Below are 19,035 nucleotides of genomic sequence, written 5' to 3' on the forward strand. Positions count from 1 at the left end.
AAACCATCGATAACTCCGATGTTAGGGATCATGCTATATTGATTTCAACAAGCCAAGGCATTTGGCTAATCCCTAACTGGAGGTACTCGTTATGACAAACCAACTCTTTTCGCTCGTTCTTGAAACCCCTGCTGCTTCGCCTGAAACTACGCACCGCCACTATATGAACAAGCTGTCCGTTGAGACGGACGTAGCTGATGTGTACTACGACATGCAGCATGGCCTCAATGATTTTCTGCTGATTGATGCACGCAGTCCAAAAGCGTATGCCGAGTGCCACATTCCTGGTGCGATTAACCTGCCTTCGAGAGAAATGACGGCGGAAACAACGGCATCGTTTTCGAAGGAGCAGCTCATCGTCGTTTATTGCTGGAGCCCGGCATGCAACGGCGGCACCAAAGGCGCGGCGCGCTTGTCCGGCCTAGGCTTCAAGGTAAAAGAGATGATCGGCGGCATCGAGTACTGGCGTAAAGAAGGCAACCCGGTAGAAGGCACGCATGCGGAGACCGCACCGATGGTGGGCTAACAAGTGAACGAGTGGTAGACCAGATTCCCGGAGAGGAAATCTGGTTTTTTTGCTGTAGTTAGGGTGAAATGCCTCACTAATAGTGAACTTTTCCGCGGTCAGACGTGATACTAGGGGGCATTTTCACGTAACAGTGAGGTTAGTCTCATAGTTAGTGAGGAGCAACGTGTGAACAAGGCGGGGATACTCACTAATGCGTATATGATCAGCTTTTGGCCCATCGTTAGGGTGGAATGCCTCACTAATAATGAACTTTTCCGCGCTCAGACGTGCCACTAGGGGGCATTTTCACGTAACAGTGAGGTTAGTCTCATAGTTAGTGAGGAGCAACGTGTGAACAAGGCGGGGATACTCACTAATGCGTATATGATCAGCATTAGGCCCATCGTTAGGGCGAAATGCCTCACTATTAATGAGCTTTTCCGCGCTCAGACATGCCACTAGGGGGCATTTTCACGTAACAGTGAGGCCAGGTTCATAGTTAGTGAGGAGCAACGTGTGAACAAGGCGGGGATACTCACTAATGCGTATATGATCAGCTTTAGGCCCATCGTTAGGTCAGAATGCCTCACTAATAATGAACTTTTCCGCGGTCAGACGTGATACGCAACAGTGAGGCCAGGCTCAAAGTTAGTGAGGAACAACGTGTGAATAAGGCGGGGATACACTAAGGTGGCGTAACGCTAAAGTAGGGATGTCCCATTGTCATGTAATGACTCGCGGGACACCCCTTTCTTGTTATTCGGTTACTTAGAACGAATCAGGGGTTGGAGGCGAATTTCTGCCGGTCACTTCATCGTAGAAGTGAGCCTGCGTAACGCTGATGTATGGACACAGCCACAGATAACCCAGGCCAAAAGGAATCGCGGCCAGGATCGCCCAGCCGATAAAGGTCAGCTGCAGCACGAAGTAGCGCCATTTATTGCCCTTCATGATTTGTTTGCTTTCGTTGATAGCCTCCAGAACGCCGATATCCGGATTATCCCGGAGAATAAAATACGCTTGCGAGTAACGGAATGCCGCAATAATGCCCGGAATGACAAACAGCAGCGTCCATAAGAAAGTAAAGAGTCCGATCATAAAGTACAGGCAGAACGCTTTAATAAATTGGGCGAAGCCGATAAAGACTTCCGATACAGGCGGATTTTCTTTCCTGGCAATGCCCAGATAGAAGCTGATGAGTCCAAGTGAGATGGCGCCGCTGATCAGGAAGCTGATCACATTTCCGAGTACCGGGATCAAGTAGTTGATCAGACCGATAACGGCCGCCAATAATATGGCCAGCAGAAAGCCTCCGATCGCTTTTCCCCAATTGCCTCTAAGGCTTTCTCTCGCTCTGGCCCGCAGTTCCGAGTACGATGCGTTCATAGGTACCTCCTAAAAAAGAATTATCACTCAAACAGCCTGTTTAAGGCTGTTATGATGATTCTTGCGTCGAAAGCATAAGCCTTAAATAATGGGATGGATAGCCATCTAAATATACGGGGGGAACGGGAGGAACATTCCTGGAAATAAGGAAAAGGGATATTTTTTCTGCATAGCGAACTATTAAGATCATATAGAATTTAGGGGGATAATCTTTGAAGAAGTTTCTCGTTATTAGCCAGATTATTTATTTGCTGTTTCTGATTCCGTGGCTGTTTACGTTCGGGATGTCTTTCATGTCCTTTGACGGCGGCTTTACGGCATTAAACATTTTATTCGTACTGGGCCTTGGCGTTTATCCACTCTTTATGATCGCTTGCTCGATTGTTGCCTGGTCCATTTACCGGCGTTATAAACGGGCTGCCATACTAACAAACTGCGTGCCTATGTTATGGGTGGGCAGCGTCGGGACCTTGCTTTTATACGCGACATTATCCTAAGAGGAAAAGCCCTCTCAAGCCGGCAATTAGCCTGCGCTTGAGAGGGCTTCTTCATTTTACTAACCTCAGTACGTTTTTACCGCATCAATATTAATCGTGCTGCTGCCGGTGCTGCCTGAGCCTTGATTAATGTAGAAGTTAATCTCGGCAATGGAGCCAAGATCACGCGTGCTGTTGCCGCCGCTGTACCAGCTTGGACGGGCAAAGCTGCTGAACGGCAGCGTAATGGTTGCAGCCGTTGTGCCTGAGAGAACATAAGTCGTCTCCCATGGCTCACCGCTGGCTTCTTTAAACTGTACGGTCAGCGTACGGTTTGAGCCGTCCGGCTTCACCCATAAGCTGATGCCCGTTTTGCCGGTCCAGTTGGCGGAAACCGGGTGAATGACGCCCGAATAGTTGGCCGCCGTTGTAATGTTATAACTCAGCTTCATGCTGTTAGTACCATCGCTTTTCACGGATGTATCAAGGGTTGGTGTAATGGCGCTGCCGGACGAGTTCATTGTGTAGGCAGCCTGCAGCGCGCTATTCGAAGCGTAGCTGTCGAAGCTGTCGATGGCATCGCTTGGAGGCTGAGTGCCTCCGCCGACCTGGCCCGCCGTCACGGAGTCGATATAAATCGAGCTGCTGCCCGTTGAGCCGGAGCCCTGATTCACGTAGATGCTGTATTCCTTAACCGTATTCAAGTCCTTCACGCCGTTGCCGCCGCTGTACCAGCCCGGATGGTTGAAGGAGCTGAACGGCAGATTGACGATTCCCGCGGTTGTGCCGGACAACGTATAGTACGTTTCCCACAGCTCGCCGCTGGTCTCCTTGAACTGAATCGTCAGGGTCCGGTTCGACCCGTCCGGCTTGAGCCAAAACGACAATCCGGTTGCTCCGGACCAGTCGGCCGTACCCAGCTGCTTGGTTGCGCCTGCAAAATTGGCGGGAGAGGCTGCAATGGTGTAGGCAAATTTCATGCCGTAGGTGCCGTCGTTTTTGTTTGCGGTATCCCGGGTAATCGTCAAGGCGCCGCCGTCCGTATTGCGGACGTAAGCGCTTTGCAGCGCGCTGTCCGAGCTGTAGGAGTCGAACGAATCAACCGTAATCGACGTCGCTTGCGTCGCGGTCGTGAAGGTTAGACCGGCATTTGATGCAACCGTGGAACCCGTGCCGTTAACGGCCGTTACCTTCCAGTAGTACGTTTTGTTGTAGGCAAGCGCGGAACCCGGGGTATAAGAGGTGGAAGTCAGTCCGCTGGCGTTAATAACCGGGCTCGTATAGGAGCTGTTATCCGCGACAACAAGCGTATAGCTTGCGGCGTTGCTGGAGGCATTCCAGCCGAATGACGGCAGCACGCTTTGGCCCGTTGCGCCGCTTGCCGGGGACGACTGCGCGAAAGCGCCCGGAGCAGGCAGAGCCGTTCCGCCGGTGGCATAGACGGGAGAATAGCTGCCGGCAACCCCTGCAAGGTTATGGGCTTTAACTCTATACCAATAAGCCGTGCCCGAGACAGAGGTCGAATCGGTCCATGGCGTATCATTGTCCGTCGCGCATTGATTGCAGACAACGGTCCATGGTCCGCTTGCACCGGCTGTTGCGCGTTCGACGGTATATTTGTCCGCTGCCGCCGCGCCTCTCCATTTCAACTGAACCTTTCCGCCGCTTGCCTGATGGCCCGTAATAAGCGGCGCGTCAGGGACGCCTGCAGCAGGAACGGCTATCCCGCGCATCGCGTAAGCGTGGTTGCGCAGCTGCTGGGCTTTGGTACGCATATCCGTAGTGGTGCCCGGATAGTAGATGGTGAATCCGTCGTTATGCACTTTGTAGCCATAGTCGTCGTTTTGCCCGAACAGCGCCCAATAGTTGCTGCCGACAATCGCCGGCTGGGCTTCGATGGCAGATAGGAAGTTCGCAAGCGTACCGTAGGTTTCCAGGTTCCACGCGAATTCGCCTACAACCATCGCTTTGCCTGCGGCTTGAACCTTACTCGCCTGCGCATTCAGCTCGGTAACCGACAACCCTTTGCAGCATGCGCCAACGGCCGGCCATTGGTAGAAGTGATCGCTGTAGATGTCTACACTCGAAATCGAGAGATGAGCATCCTTCACGCCATAGGTGCCGTCCATGACGAGGTGGTTGCTGTCGATGCTTTTTAAATAGTCGGCAATGTCCTGCGTCCAGTTCTTCATCGCCGTCGGATTGTCGTACCAGCCCAGCTCGTTGCCGGTTTCCCAGGCCATAATGGTCGGATCGTCTTTGTATTTGACGCCGGTGTAAGTATTGGTGCGGTTGAGGAGGACGCTTAGATGCTGTTTGAAGGCACTGATGATTTCCGGCTTATTGTAGAACTCGTAGCCGGTGTAGCTGATGCCGTCGTCGGGATAGCCGAACCAGCGCGTCCATGATTTTTTGCCGCCGTGGTAATAATCGTATTGGTCAATGAGCGGGAGAACGAGGCGAAGTCCAGCGTCGCCGGCGGCTTTGATCGCGTAATCAAGCTTCTGGAAGGCGGTCTCGTTGTATGTACCAAGCGATGGCATAATACACTTCGGACATCCGAAGGAGATGGCGGCATGGGAGCGAACGACGGTTGCGCCCATTTCTTTTGCCGTCTGCAAGGCGTTGTTTACGCGAAATTCGGTCGGATACTCGACAGGATTCTCGTCTAGGGCAAGCCAATAGATGTTAGGCCCGCTGTAGCGGAACGGCTGGCCGTTCAGCATCAGCTGGCTTCCGGAGCGGGTAACGAAGCCGGAGACGGCGGCGGAAGCTTTTTTCGCCGGAGGGCCGACTAACGCCAGCAAAGACATAAAGGCGAGCAGCAGGGCAAGGGAGTAGGAGAGCATTCGGAATCTAGTGGTGATCACACGATAACCTCCTCAAATGATTGGGCTAATGGTACGCTGGCCTGGGATAAAATGTAAACGCTTTACCTCCTTTCCGCACGAAATACGCAGGCCGCGTGCTACTAATCTAACGCCAACCGCAGCCCCCTGACTATTGGCTAATTTTTAGGTTTATTGCACTCTGTTTAGGCCTTCCCGATTTACGTGAAGAAAAGGTTGCCTGTTTCTTGGGCTCTGTGTCAGAATCACAGTAAACGCTTACATAATTGAGTGACGGGAGCCGGCGCAAATGAATATAGGACGTGGTTTTTTCCGTTTTAACGGGTTTAGCAGCATGACCATGCAGAAGAAGCTGATTATCGTATTCGTGGTTCTAATCATTATTCCTATTTCGGCTACGGGCTTTATTTCCTATCAGAATTACATTCAATCTATTAATAAGAATACAAAAAACTACGTTACCGAGCTGATCAGCAACATGCAGGCAAATCTGGACAGCCATCTGGAAGACATGATGACCGTCAGCAAAATCCCGCTCTACTCGGTCGAAATGCAGCAATACATGAGCCATCAGGAGATGACGCTCGAGAAGCAGCGCCAGATGGACTTCTATATCGGCCTGCTCGACAGCATGAGGAAAAACCTCTATTCCGCCTATCTCTACGATAATTACGGCAATGTATTCTACCGGATCAAGACGGATGCCATCCGCGAGGATATGATGAGCCATTACGAGGAATGGAAGCGGCTCGCTATCGAGGGCAACGGCAATCCCGTCATTATTCCGACCCAGCGGGTGATGCGCGCTAACGGCACTCCGCAATATCTGTTCACGGTGCTCCGGAGCATCCGGGATATCGGCACGCTGGAGACAATCGGCTACGTAGCGGTGGATGCCGATATTCACGTCATTGAGGATGTCGTGCAGGAGCTGAATACGGTAACGAACGGGAAGACGCTTATTATTGACGGCCAGAACAATGTGGCTTATGACAGCGACCATGTGCTGACGGCCACCAATATTACGGGCAACGAGGTCATTCAGAGAGCCGTAGGCGATCAGGGCAGCTTTAATGTCGTGGTCGACGGAAGCTCTTACATATGCAGTTACTCCGTATCCAAGGATACCGGCTGGAAAATATTCGCGTTTGTTCCGGTTGACTATCTGCATCACGATGCCCAATTGACGCGGAACGTCACGCTTACGACAACCATCGGGATTATCGGCTTTGCGCTGCTAGTCTCGGTTATATTGGCTTTTATGATGACCAGATCGCTCCGTCAGATGACGGACCTGATGCGCACGGTGCGCGGCGGCAACCTGGACGTCAGCTTTGACGTGAAGCAGAAGGACGAGGTGGGTATACTCGGCACGGAATTTAACCGCATGCTAAGGCGGATGAAGGAACTGATCTCCGAAATTTACGTGATCCAGTCCCGCAAAAAAGAGGCTGATCTGGAAGCGCTGCAAAGCCAGATTAACCCCCATTTCATATACAACACCTTGGAGACCATCCGGATGACCGCCGAGATTAACGATGACGAAGAGGTCGCGGAGATGACTTTTACGCTTGGCAAGCTATTAAGATACAGCATTAACCGGGGGCGGGAGACGGTTGAGTTAAGGGAAGAGCTGCAGCATTTGGAGCGGTATCTTCAATTATTGCGCTACCGGTTCAGCAACCGGTTTGTCGTTGCCTTCGACATTCCGCAGGAGCTGATGAACTTCCCGGTCATGAAGCTGACCTTCCAGCCGATTGTCGAGAATGCGATTCTCCATGGCATGGAGGGTAAGCCCAACGAAGTCACGATCCGCTTGTCGGCGGAGCTGAAGGAGCAGCTTCTTATTTTTTCGATCAAAGACGAAGGAGCGGGGATGGACGGCATGACGCTGGATCTGCTTCGGCAAGCGATGAACGGTACGCGCGAATCGGCAAGCTCCAAGACAGGGGTAGGCCTGCGCAATGTCAACGAACGGATTAAGCTGCATTACGGCGAGACGTATGGGCTGGAGATCGAGAGCAAGTGGGGAGAAGGAACAACCGTTAATCTAAAACTTCCGAGAAAGCATGGTGAATAACAAATGCTGAGCATTATGATTATCGACGATGAAGATCTGATCCGCCGCGGGCTGGAGAAGATTATTTCCAAGCTGAACGAGGAGTATCTGGTTGTCGGCAGCTTTTCGAACGGCTTTGAGGCCTCCCAGGAGCTGGACCGTCTCTCTCCGGATGTTGTCGTTACCGATATTAAAATGCCCTATATGGACGGGCTGCAGTTTATAGAGGAATTAAGGCGCCGTCTTCCGGAAGCGCGCTGTCTGATTTTGAGCGGCTATAATGATTTCGATTATGCGCGTACCGCCATGCAGTATGGCGTAAAGGATTATCTGATCAAGCCGGTGGATAAGGAAGAACTGCTGGCGAACCTGTCTCATATTCATGAAGAGCTAAAGGCGGCAAAGCAGGAAAAAGAAAAGGAGCAGCTGCTAAGCAAAAAAGCGCAAATGAGCGACCTTTTGCTGCGGGAGCAGCACTTGCGCCGGCTGCTGGGCGGCGATAAGGATGCTCCTGTATCTACCGTTGCAGATGAGCTTTCCGTGCCGGTCTTATTCGAGCGCCCTTACGCGATGCTTGCCGTCCGGGCTTCGAATCAAGGCATGAAGGAGCAGCTGCTGGAATGGGGAAGAACGATGGCGGCTGAAGGCATAGAGAGCGTGGCTATGGAGGCGCAGATTATCGCCCTGTTGGTTCCTGCTCCCAAGGAGGAGGAGACGGGCAGGCTTGCTCACAAAACGGCGCTTCGTTTGATGAACGACCTGCAGTTTGCCGCCAAAGGCAAGTTTGCGATCGGAATCAGCGGCGGATATAGAGGGATCGATGCGGCGGTGCCTGCCTACCAGGAGGCGTTGGCGTTGTCTTACGCCGGCATTTACAAGCGTGAAGCGTTTGCCGTTATGACGGGCAAGGAAGGGCCAAATGCTCCAGCGGATCCTGCTTTTTTCACCGGGCTGCTGACGGGCAGCTTTACCCAGGCGCTGGAGCGGCTTGATGCCGAAGGAATCGGAGCGACTGTGCAGCAGATGTTCGTGGAACTCGAGCGGGTTAGACCGCCATATTCGGATCTCGTTCAGTTTATGGCGAATCTGTTGTATACCGCTGTGCAGAAGGTTGACGGCCTGCTTGACGAACTGGTGAAGCTGACGCCGCCAGGGGTTGGCGTTTACCAATCTGTTGCGGACTTTTTTAATCTAACGGAGCTGAAGGAACGGATCCAGCATCTGCTGGAGCTGTCCATGTACCGTCTTGCATCGCTGCGCAAGGAGGGCGGCAACAGGGTGATCGAGACGGTTAAACAGCTGATCCAGCAGGACTATGATAAAGACCTTGAACTGACCGAGCTGTCCGAGAAGGTATTCCTTAACCCGAGTTATCTCAGCACGTTATTCAAGCAGGAGACGGGATTGACCATCACGCAATACGTGCTGCAGCTGCGCATGATGAAGGCGAAGGAGCTGCTGAAGAAGCGGCTTGACCTGAAGGTCTACGAGGTCGGCGAGCAGGTGGGTTACCCGGACTCCATCTATTTCAATAAGGTGTTTAAGAAAATGGTAGGCATTACGCCTAAGGAGTACCGGAATTTATAGAAGTCGATGCTTCCGAAGCAACTTTTCTACGAAATCAAGAAGCTTAAACTTCGAAGTAATTTTTGTAGAAAAGACCCAAATAAAAGACCATAAACAAAAAACCGCGACATTAAATTGCGAAGGCGCTTTCTCTATAATCGGTTTTGTAAGTAAGCGCATTCACTACATATTCAAGGGGGAGTCGGGTTTGAAGAAGAAGCAGTTGATTTCCACCATGGCCGTGTTAGGCCTCGCAATGACAATGGCAGCAGGTTGCGGCTCAAATAACGGAAACAGCGAAGGGACAGCATCGCCAAGCAATAATAAAGCGGATAATGCCGCCGCAACAACGAAGGCTGATAACGCAGCAGCAACAAACGCCGCAGCCAGCGAGGAGCCGGCTGCTCCGAAGATCGCGGGCAAGGTTGTATTCACAACCAACCGGACGGACCTGGTGGATACGGAGCTCAAGAACTACGCGGCCAAATTCCACGAGAAATACCCGGACGCGACGGTTGAGATCGAAGCGATCAAGGATTATGACCAAACCACCAAGATCCGCATGGCGTCGAACGAACTCGCCGACATCAGCCTGATCCCCGGCACGGTGAAAAACTCGGATTTGCCGAACTTTTATCTTCCCCTTGATGATCTCGGACTGAACGATCGTATTTATTTCAAGGACAACCGCAGCCAGGACGGCAAGCTGTACGGCATCTCCTCCGGCAGCGCCGCAATGGGCGTAACGTACAACAAAAAGGCTTTTGCGCAAGCCGGCATCACCGAAGTGCCTAAAACGCTCGACGAGCTGTACGCCGCTGCCGAAAAGCTGAAAGCAGCGGGCATCATCCCGCTCGCGACAAACTTCAAGGACAAATGGCCGCTGTACGGCTGGGATCAGGAGGCGTTTATTTTCGCCAATGACCCGTCCCTGCATAACACGATGGCAACGCAGGATGAACCTTTCGCGGTGGACGGCCCGCACTGGCAGGCGTTTTCCATCCTGAAGAAAATGGTGGACGGCGGTTACGTCGAGAAGGACCTGATGTCGACGAACTGGGAAGGCTCCAAGAAGGATGTCGCTTCCGGCAAAATCGCCATGTTCCTGCTTGGCAACTGGGTAGTGCCGCAAGTGGTAGACAACGGCGCTGCCGCGGAGGACGTAGGTTTCTTCCCGCTGCCGCTGGATAACAGCGGGGAAGCGAAGGTTATACTGGCTTCCGACTACTACTACGGCATCGATAAAAACAGCGAAAATCCGGAAACGGCAAAAGCCTTCCTCAAATTCCTGATCGAAGAATCCGGTTATGACGATTACGCGGGCTTTATCCCCGTTCTGAAAGACAAGAAGCCTAAGCTGGCTCAGCTGAACGAATTTATGGCGACCAATCCGAAGGTGATCGAGATGGCTGCCGAGAACGACGACTACCTCGCGATTGCGAACAAAATGCAGTTCGACACAAGCGCCTTCGCTCAAGACGCGATTATGGGCAAAGACATGAAAGCGGTATTTGATTCCTACAACAAGAAGTGGAAAGATGCCAAGAAAGCCTTAGGCAAATAAGGTTCATAGCGGGTTAACGGGAAGAGAAGATGCTTATCGGCGGAATCGATAACGTTTTCTCTTCCTCCTTATCAAGGAGTAAAGAAGGGTTGCCGATGTTTGCAATGAGTTACAAGGTACAGCGCTATGTCATATTAATCTCCTTTCTCACGCTTCCGCTGCTGCTGCTTGCGGTATTTTCCTTCTATCCGGCCATTTACCTGACCTGGTTGAGCTTTACCTCATGGGACGGCTACAGCCCGGAGAAGGCTTGGGTAGGCATCAGCAATTATAAGGAGATTTTTACGAACGCGGATATTTTCAAGGTTCTCTCCCATAACTTCGTGTACTTCATAGGGGGAATCGCACAGAACGTCATTGCTTTATTCTTCGCCGTACTACTCAATTCGCGGTTAAGAGGACGCAATACGTTCCGGGTGCTGCTCTTCCTTCCTTATATTATGAACAGCGTTGCAATTGCCTATATGTTCACCTACGTCTACGATGCGCAGAACGGCTCGCTGAATGCGCTGCTGACTTCCGTCGGGTTGGAGTCTTGGATCCGGAGTTGGCTGGGAGACGCCGCTATCGTCAACTATTCGCTTGCTTTTATCTCGGCGTGGAAGTTTATGGGCTTTAACATGGTTATTTATTTAGGCGCTTTGCAGTCGATTCCCGGCGATCTGTATGAAGCGGCGAAAATCGACGGTGCGGGACCGTTCAAGTCTTTTCTCTACATTACATGGCCGAGCATCATTAAAATCGTGGAGCTCAGCATGCTGCTGACGGTCAGCGGCGCGCTTGAAGTATTTGATCTGCCGTTTGTCATGACCAAGGGCGGACCGGCCGGTTCCAGCCAGACCTTTGTTACCCAAACCGTCGAGACCGCCTTTAATTTCAGCAATTACGGGCTTGCTTCGGCGATGGGGATGGTGCTGCTGTTTATCGTCGTGCTGGTGATATTTGTACAGCGGAAGCTGATTTTGCGAGGGGGGGACTAGAGCATGAGCATGGAAACGCCATTAAAACACCGTACCGGCAGCGTAACCGCGCGCCCGGCCACGGTCCCGCCCTCCCGCACAATAGCTGCCGCCCTGAAATACGCGGTACTGCTTGCAGCCGTGTTTGTTATTTTGTTCCCGCCGTATGTCGTCATTTTGAATGCGTTCAAGGGCAATGAGGAGTACGCCAAGTCCGGCGTATTTGATTTCCCGAGCTCGTTCCTTAACTTCGACAACTTCTCCACCGTATTCCACCGCGGGGATATGCTGAACGCTTTTATGAATACGGGCACGATTCTCGGCTTGTCCGTTCTGGGCAACGTGCTGATGGGAACGATGGTGGCCTTTGCGCTTGGGCGGTTCAATTTCAAGCTGAAATCCTGGATTTTAGGCGCTTATGTCGCAGCCACGCTTATTCCGTCCGTCACTACGCAGGTCGCTACCTTTGGCATTATCAAGGAGCTTGGCCTGTTCAACTCCCTCTACGGTCCGGTACTTCTATACATCGGGACGGATGTGGTGCAGATCTATCTGTATCTGCAGTTTATCCGCCACATTCCTTACGACCTCGACGAAAACGCCATGATCGAAGGCGCGTCGCTCTTCCGGATCTACCGCTCGATTATTTTCCCTTTGCTTGCGCCTGCGACGGCGACGGCGGTAATTCTGAAGAGCATCTCGATCTACAACGATATGTATATCCCGTATCTGTACATGCCGTCGCAGAAGCTGCGGGTCGTCTCGACGGGGCTGATGAACTTCGTGGGCGTCAACAGCGCGCAGTGGAACGTGGTATGCGCGGCGCTGCTTATTATTCTTATACCGACGACTATCCTCTACCTTGCTATGCAGCGTTTCATCTTCTCCGGGATCGTCAACGGTTCGGTCAAATAACTAAAGTCTCGATTACCTTTGAAGGAGTGGACTTATGTTTATACGCAAGAAGATGCTGTCGCTTGGTCTCGCGGTGCTCGTAGCGGCTTCCGTTGTTATGCCCGGAATCCAGGGCTCGAGGGTATACGCGGAGGAAGCGGGAGAGCCAATCGTAACGGAATCCGCATCCCCGTTTATCACGCGCAGCGGCGATAAGCTGATGGACGGCGATCGGGAGTTCCGGTTTATTTCGGCCAACGTGCCAACCCTGTCGATGGTTGAGGATATCTACTGGCGGACGCCAACCGAGTGGGAGCAGGAGGATGCGTTCAAGACGCTTGTCCAGATGGGCGGTACGGTAACTAGGCCGTATGTTCTCTCCGTACGCAAAGCGGATGATCCTGCCGACATGGTGCGCCACATTATGGGCGTCGGCTCGGACGATAAGCTGATCTTTAATGAAGATGCGTTTGTCGCTTACGATAAAATGATCCAGCTGGCCGGAGAGTACGGGATTCATCTGATTCTTCCTTTTGTGGACCAGTATCAATGGCAAGGCGGGATTGCGGAATACGCGGCCTTCCGGGGCAAAAGCAAAGACGCGTTCTGGACCGATCCGCAGCTGATCGCGGATTTCAAGTCGGTCATCTCTTATACGCTTAACCGCGTGAATACGTTCACCGGGGTTGCCTACAAGGATGATCCAACCATTCTGGCGTGGGAGACGGGCAACGAACTGGTGCCTCAATCTTCGAGCTGGACGCATGATATGGCAACTTATATTAAAAGCATCGACGCCAACCATCTCGTGCTCGACGGCAAATACGGCATCGACGACGCTTCCCTGACGGATGACGCGATCGATATCGTCTCCAACCACTACTATCCGGACCATTACCCGAGTTATGCTTCCCAGGTGAACGTCGACAAGAATAAGGCTGCGGGCAAAAAGCCGTTTATCGTAGGCGAATTTGGCTTCAAGCCAACGAATGAACTCGGAGCCTTCCTCGATAACGCGATCGAGAACGGGACCTCCGGCGCGATGATCTGGAGTCTTCGTTACCATAGCCGGGACGGCGGCTTCTATCCGCATACCGAATCGACGTTTAACGGCGTCTTTTACGGAGCGTACCGTTGGCCCGGGTTCCCTTCGGGTGACGGCTTTGACGAGACCAATATGCTGAACACGCTGAGGGATAAGGCGTTTGAGATCCGCGGAATCAGCGAGCCTCCTTCGCTGCCGAAGCCGGATGCTCCCGTCATGCTGCCGGTTGATTCCGTGTCGACCATCAGCTGGCTGGGTTCGGTTGGCGCATCGTCTTACCGGGTTGAACGGTCGGAGCAGCCGGACCGCGGCTGGACGACAGTTGGCGAAAACGTATATGATGCGGTACCAACGGAATCCCAATTGTTTGACGATACATCCGCGGTAACGGGACAGTCTTATTACTACCGGGTTACGGCGAAGAACAGCGCTGGCGAATCCGCACCTTCGGCCGTTATCGGGCCGGTTGCGGCAAAACACGTCATTCAGGACGAAATGCGCAATTTCGGTAAGCTGTACAGCCATACGTCGGATTTGGAATACGAAAGCCGCGATCCGGGTGCTTTTGGCGGTGATGTATCCCGTATCAAAGCATTGGCAACCGACAATCAGCAAAACGTGCAATACGCGATTCCGCTTCATGAAGACGGCACGCCGGTTAAGGTGAAGTCCGTGACGGTGGAAGGTTACGTCGCTTCGGCAAGCAGCGATCAAAACTTCAGTCTATCCGCTTCAACGGATGGATCGGCGTTTGAATTGATTGATGCGGAAGCGGCGGAGTCGGGCGGCACCTGGAAAAAACGGTCGTATACGACCGGCGAGCTGGCTGACGGCGTAAAGGTGCTGCGGATCGACTATCCGGCGGCATCCGCTTCGGGGCAGCTGGGCAAGGTTGTTATCGAGTATGAGCATGACGGTTCGGCGCTTACGTTCCCGGACTCCGTGCAGCAGGGCGGCATTACGAACGGGATTTTATCCGATGATCTGAACAACTTCCTCAAGATGGATTCGCATTCGGCGAACCTTGGCTTCTCGTCGGATACGCCGGAATATTTCGGAGGCGATGCGAAGCGGCTGTCCCGTACGTCCAACGAGCACGAATGGTTCACGTACAAGGCGGAAGGCGACATGAACTACTTCAAGTTCTACGAGTACGCCAGGCAGAACCCGGCCGATTACGTGCTGCCGGACTTCAAGTTCTATACGTCGGCGAACGGCACGGATTATACCGAATTCACGAACGTGGTGAAAACGAGCAAGCTGGGCGAAGGCTATTGGGCGAAAACCGACTATATCGCTTATCAGCTGCCGGCAGGCACGCGTTATGTGAAGTTTGAGTTCCCGGTTGTGCCGGAAAGCCATCAGGATCAGCGCTGGAATCCGCAGGTCAGCAGCCTGCAGATCGGGGTAGGCGGCGCGAAGCTGGATCCGCCGGCGGAGATAAAGAAATCGGCGATTATCGATGATTTTGAAGGCTATACAGGCTCGAACAACGCTCTCCGTGCGGCTTACAAAGCCAATCAAGACGGCTCGCCGGTTACGTTGTCGCTGGATACGGCGGGCAAGGTGAACGGCGCCTATGCGATGAAGCTTGTTACGGATCTCAGCAAAGGCTGGGGCGGCATGGAGAAGGATCTGGCGGGCGCCGATTGGTCTGGCAACAGCGGCATTCAGCTGTGGGTGAACCCGGGCGGCAAGGAGGTTGGCCTCACGCTGCAGTTGACCGAAGGCATGGGAACGCAAAACGAAGTGTGGAAATCGGATACCCGCATCAGCGGCAATGAACCGGTACTGGTACAGCTCCCGTTCCGAAATTTCTATATTCCGGATTGGTGGAAGAGCAGCCATGCCGGACAGGGCAACGGTACGGTAGATTTAAGCGGAGCCGCTTCGTTTGGCCTTTATTTTGACGGTCCGGCTGGCGATACGACCTTAATGATTGACGATATTAAGCTTTATCGCCTGCCTATGATCGATACGTTCGAAGGCTACGGCGGCGATAATGCCAAGCTGGCTGCAGGTTACTCGGTTAACCCGGATGGCGGTCCGATTACGTTGTCTCTGGATGCCGATCATAAGAGCGAAGGCGGACTGGGTCTAAAGCTGGCTTATGATTTAACCGGCAAAGGTTTTGGCGGCGTGACCAAACAGCTTGGAGGCATTGACTGGACCGGCAACAACGGTATTCAGCTGTGGCTGGAGCCGGACGGCCGGAAGCGGGGCGTGACGGTGCAGGTGAAGGAAACAAGCGGCGAGTATTGGGAAGCGAAAATCGCCACGTCCGGTTCGGCTGCGCAGACCGTCAGCGTTCCTTTCCATCTGTTTGCGATGCCTAGCTGGAGCGGCAAGGATAACGGGAAGCTCGACATCGGCTCCATTGCGGAATTCTCGGTTTATGTGGACAGAGGAGCGGGAGAAGCCGGTACCGGCGCGATTTATCTGGATGATATCAAAGCCGCGAAGCTCAAGGATATCGATTCGTTCGACTATTATCAAGGCAGCTCCTCGCTTGTTGGGGCGGCTTATGTTCGTAATACAAGCGGCGATATGATTACGGCATCACTGGATTCGGCTTGGAAAAAGAGCGGAAGTTACGCGTTGAAACTGGACTACACCTTAACCGATGCGCTAGGTTACGCCGGCGTGAACAAGGCGCTTGGCGCCATGAACTGGTCCGAAGGCGGCAATGCCGTTCAGTTCTGGATGCTGCCAAGCGGCGCGAATCACGGACTGACCTTCCAGTTCAAAGAGACCGACGGCGATATTTGGGAAGCGCAGGTGAATATGGCGGGTACGGAGGAACAGTTTGTGACGATTCCGCTTGCCGGATTAACCCGTACGCAGTGGTCAACCGGGGATGGCGTCATGGATGTATCCAGCGTAGCCGAATACTCCATATACGTGAATAAAGGCAGCGGCTCAGCCGGATCTTATTCGGTTAGCTTGGATGAAGTTGGACTGACGACGATTCCGGTAATCGACAACTTCGATTACTATGACGGCCGGGAGCTGGTTGCTCTGAAGGCGTACACCCGCAACCCTTGGGGCGGCAGCCTGACGATAACGCCGGATGCCGAGCATAAGGAAAGCGGACGTTTCGGTATGAAGTACGAATATTCGTATCCGGATGCGGCAACAAACTTTGCCGGGGCTACAAAGCTGCTCGGCTTGTCCGATTGGAGCGGCGAGGACGGTATTCGGTTCTGGTATACGCCGGACGGCTCCGGCCGCAAGCTGGTCGTGCAGTTCAAGGAAGCGGACGGCGAGACTTGGGAGTATTACTTGACTTTGACCGGCACGCAGGCAAAAGTGCTGAAGATGCCGTTTGATCAGTTCGTGCATGCGCCGTGGAATACGGCGGGCAACGGCACGCTGGACTTGAACGCGATTACGGAGTTCTCGCTGTACGTGAATCAGGGGGACGGTACGGTGGGCAGCGGCATCTTGTACTTTGACTCCATTGGTTTGTATCAAGGGAATACCGATCCGACGGATCCAACAGACCCTACGGACCCGACAGATCCGGGGCCAAGCGGGCCGTCTAATCCGGGCGTCCCTCAAGATAAGACCGTTTGGGAAGTGACGGCTGACCAGCTCAAGCCTACGGGGCAAGGAACGGTTCAGTTAAACGCTCCTGCCGGCGTAACCACGCTGAAGCTGCCGCTTCAGGCGGTAGAGCTGATGGGGAAAAACAATCTGCAAATTAAGATTGGCGATGCGGTTCTCACGGTAGATGCCGGTGTGTTTGTGAACGCATCCAGATATCTCGAGGTAAGCGGACAGGGAGGGTCAACTGGTGCGAGCTTATACATCTCCTTAACCGGTTCCAAGGGTCCCGCTGCGGTTCCCGTCTCGACAGGCGAAGGCTGGCATTCTGCGGGAGTGGTATACAATCTTCAAGTTAATATCCAGACAGCAGCCGGCCGCAAGCTGGAGCTGACGCAATGGTCTCATGCCGTTACCCTGCAGCTTCCGGTAACCGGGGATCTGAATCCGAAGCTTGCCGGTATTTATAGGGACGCTCTGGACGGCGAATGGACTTATACCGGCGGCCGCACGGATAAGGAAGGCATGGTTATCCGGACGTTTATTACTCAGTCTGGAAGCTACGCGGTGTTGACGAGAGAGAAGCATTTTGCCGATGTTCCGGAAGGCTCCTGGGCCAGCGATGCGATACAGCAACTTGCAGCCTTGGAGATTATTAACGGTACGGATGCGGAGCATTTTACGCCAAACCGGTCGATTACGCGCGGTGAATTCGCGGTTATTCTTGCGAAGGTGCTGGAGCTGCCTGCTTCTGATAACCTGCCATTTAAGGATGTAAATGCGGGTGCTTATTATGCGGATGCGGTTGCGGCTGCCGCGAAAGCCGGCTTGATTCACGGGCGAGGCGCGGACACGTTTGCGCCTAACGACAAGATCAGCCGGGAAGAGATGGCGGCTCTGATTGTAAGAGCATTTGAACTAAAGGTTGGGACAGCTGGAGTGACGGATGGACACCAATATAACGACATTAACGCGATCTCCGGCTGGGCGCTCGAGGCGGTTAACAAGGCTTTTGCTTCCGGCTTGATGAATGGTACCGGAAACGGAAACTTCGCTCCGGATAAGGAAGTTTCCCGTGCGGAAGCGGCTGTTGGGCTAGCCCGTCTGCTCGACAGGCTGCTGCAATAAAACAGAATAAAAAGGCGCCATTTAACAATTGTTATGGCGCCTTTTTATAATAGTGACGGGGGACAGGCTCTTGTATAATGATACTAGTACTTATTTACATTTGGATGGAGCTGATCAGATGCTGAAAGGATTAACGCGGGCAGGAATTGGACCAATCGGTGATGACAAAGCCTTTATTGAGCAGGCGGCGCGGTACGGATTTCAATCGGTAGATCTGGATACTGCGGGTCTTATTCATACATACGGTTTGGACGGCGCAAGAGAATTGCTGTCGGCGAACGGGATTTCGGTCGGATCATGCGGCTTCCCGATTGAATGGCGCACGACGGACGAAGCGTTCCGGGACGGGCTGTCTCAACTGGAGGAGCAGGCGAAAGCCGCGGCACAACTTGGTTGTACGGCAAGCTGCACGTATATTTTGCCGGCTACGGACGTGTCCCCGGGGATTTTCACCATTCAGGCGGTTCGCCGTCTTAGAGAATCTGCAAACATATTAAATAATTACGGAGTTAAGCTTGGACTGGAGTTTGTTGGACCGCATCATTTGCGTACGGCTTGGAAGTATCCGTTTATCTATTCCATGGAGGATACGCTTGCGTTTGCGGATGCGATCAATGCTCCGAACGTTGGCCTGCTGTTTGATGCTTATCATTGGTATACAAACGGGTTGGGTACGGAAGATATCGAAAAGCTGTCTCCGGAGCAAATCGTCCATGTTCATATTAACGATGCGAAAGACATTCCTGTCGAGCAGGTGCTTGACAATGATCGCGTGTATCCGGGCGAAGGCGTTATCGATCTGCCTGGGTTCCTGCGCAGCCTGAAGAAGATTGGCTACACGGGCGCGGTTGCTCAAGAAATTCTGGCGCCGGGCGACATCGTTAATTCGGTCGAAGAAGCGCTCGAGCGCTCCAAAGCCGGGTTTGATAAGGTGTTTGCTAATATCTAAATAGAGTTAATGAAAGTGAAACGGCTCTCCCGACAGGGAGAGCCGTTTTCTATGTACGCCCAGCATGGGCGTCATCTCTACGGTGAAAGTCTGGAATGGAGGCGCC

Annotated in this window: 11 protein-coding genes; 9 read left to right on the top strand and 2 right to left on the bottom strand. The window is 53.0% G+C overall.

The features are described 5' to 3' along the window. Positions 1–91 precede the first annotated feature (91 nt). Positions 92–526 carry a rhodanese-like domain-containing protein gene (locus PJDR2_RS03490; protein ID WP_012772669.1) on the top strand — a complete coding sequence of 145 codons (435 nt, stop codon included), beginning with the start codon at positions 92–94 and terminating at the stop codon, positions 524–526. Between the two features lie 750 nt (positions 527–1,276). Here PJDR2_RS03490 and PJDR2_RS03495 read toward each other — a convergent pair. Continuing rightward, on the bottom strand, positions 1,277–1,894 hold the full coding sequence (locus PJDR2_RS03495) for a DUF975 family protein (protein WP_012772673.1): 618 nt from the start codon (positions 1,892–1,894) through the stop codon (positions 1,277–1,279). 212 nt (positions 1,895–2,106) lie between these two features. On the opposite strand from PJDR2_RS03495, the gene PJDR2_RS03500 reads away from it, so the two are divergent. Further along, the gene (locus PJDR2_RS03500) at positions 2,107–2,391 is read left to right on the top strand and encodes a hypothetical protein (protein ID WP_012772674.1); all 285 of its coding nucleotides are present in this window, start codon (positions 2,107–2,109) and stop codon (positions 2,389–2,391) included. Positions 2,392–2,456: 65 nt separating this feature from the next. Here PJDR2_RS03500 and PJDR2_RS31695 read toward each other — a convergent pair whose 3' ends face one another. Next, positions 2,457–5,240, bottom strand: a complete 2,784-nt coding sequence (locus PJDR2_RS31695; protein ID WP_012772675.1) for a carbohydrate binding domain-containing protein — start codon at positions 5,238–5,240, stop codon at positions 2,457–2,459. Between the two features lie 268 nt (positions 5,241–5,508). On the opposite strand from PJDR2_RS31695, the gene PJDR2_RS03510 reads away from it, so the two are divergent. The 7 genes from PJDR2_RS03510 (at position 5,509) to PJDR2_RS03540 (ending at position 18,929) form a co-directional block, all read left to right on the top strand. Then, positions 5,509–7,299, top strand: a complete 1,791-nt coding sequence (locus PJDR2_RS03510) for a cache domain-containing sensor histidine kinase (protein ID WP_012772676.1) — start codon at positions 5,509–5,511, stop codon at positions 7,297–7,299. Between the two features lie 3 nt (positions 7,300–7,302). Continuing rightward, a complete protein-coding gene (locus PJDR2_RS03515; RefSeq protein WP_012772677.1) occupies positions 7,303–8,865 on the top strand; it encodes a response regulator in 1,563 nt (520 codons plus the stop codon). Between the two features lie 187 nt (positions 8,866–9,052). Further along, on the top strand, positions 9,053–10,408 hold the full coding sequence (locus tag PJDR2_RS03520) for an ABC transporter substrate-binding protein (RefSeq protein ID WP_012772678.1): 1,356 nt from the start codon (positions 9,053–9,055) through the stop codon (positions 10,406–10,408). A 95-nt stretch (positions 10,409–10,503) separates the two neighbouring features. After that, complete coding sequence (locus tag PJDR2_RS03525) at positions 10,504–11,388, top strand: carbohydrate ABC transporter permease (protein WP_012772679.1); 885 nt, start codon at positions 10,504–10,506, stop codon at positions 11,386–11,388. A gap of 3 nt (positions 11,389–11,391) precedes the next feature. Beyond that, entirely contained in the window at positions 11,392–12,282 is an 891-nt protein-coding gene (locus PJDR2_RS03530; RefSeq protein ID WP_012772680.1) for a carbohydrate ABC transporter permease, read from the top strand. Positions 12,283–12,316: 34 nt separating this feature from the next. Further along, positions 12,317–17,980, top strand: a complete 5,664-nt coding sequence (locus PJDR2_RS31700; protein WP_012772681.1) for an S-layer homology domain-containing protein — start codon at positions 12,317–12,319, stop codon at positions 17,978–17,980. Positions 17,981–18,098: 118 nt separating this feature from the next. After that, a complete protein-coding gene (locus PJDR2_RS03540) occupies positions 18,099–18,929 on the top strand; it encodes a sugar phosphate isomerase/epimerase family protein (RefSeq protein WP_012772682.1) in 831 nt (276 codons plus the stop codon). The last annotated feature ends 106 nt before the right edge of the window (positions 18,930–19,035 follow it).

The organism is Paenibacillus sp. JDR-2, assembly GCF_000023585.1.
GTDB lineage: Bacteria > Bacillota > Bacilli > Paenibacillales > Paenibacillaceae > Pristimantibacillus.

Excerpts from the sequence above, each read along its gene's own strand:
- PJDR2_RS03490 (WP_012772669.1), top strand. The coding sequence starts at position 92 with ATGACAAACCAACTCTTTTCGCTCGTTCTTGAAACCCCTGCTGCTTCG.
- PJDR2_RS03495 (WP_012772673.1), bottom strand. The coding sequence starts at position 1,894 with ATGAACGCATCGTACTCGGAACTGCGGGCCAGAGCGAGAGAAAGCCTT.
- PJDR2_RS03510 (WP_012772676.1), top strand. The coding sequence starts at position 5,509 with ATGAATATAGGACGTGGTTTTTTCCGTTTTAACGGGTTTAGCAGCATG.
- PJDR2_RS03515 (WP_012772677.1), top strand. The coding sequence starts at position 7,303 with ATGCTGAGCATTATGATTATCGACGATGAAGATCTGATCCGCCGCGGG.
- PJDR2_RS03525 (WP_012772679.1), top strand. The coding sequence starts at position 10,504 with ATGTTTGCAATGAGTTACAAGGTACAGCGCTATGTCATATTAATCTCC.
- PJDR2_RS03530 (WP_012772680.1), top strand. The coding sequence starts at position 11,392 with ATGAGCATGGAAACGCCATTAAAACACCGTACCGGCAGCGTAACCGCG.
- PJDR2_RS31700 (WP_012772681.1), top strand. The coding sequence starts at position 12,317 with ATGTTTATACGCAAGAAGATGCTGTCGCTTGGTCTCGCGGTGCTCGTA.
- PJDR2_RS03540 (WP_012772682.1), top strand. The coding sequence starts at position 18,099 with ATGCTGAAAGGATTAACGCGGGCAGGAATTGGACCAATCGGTGATGAC.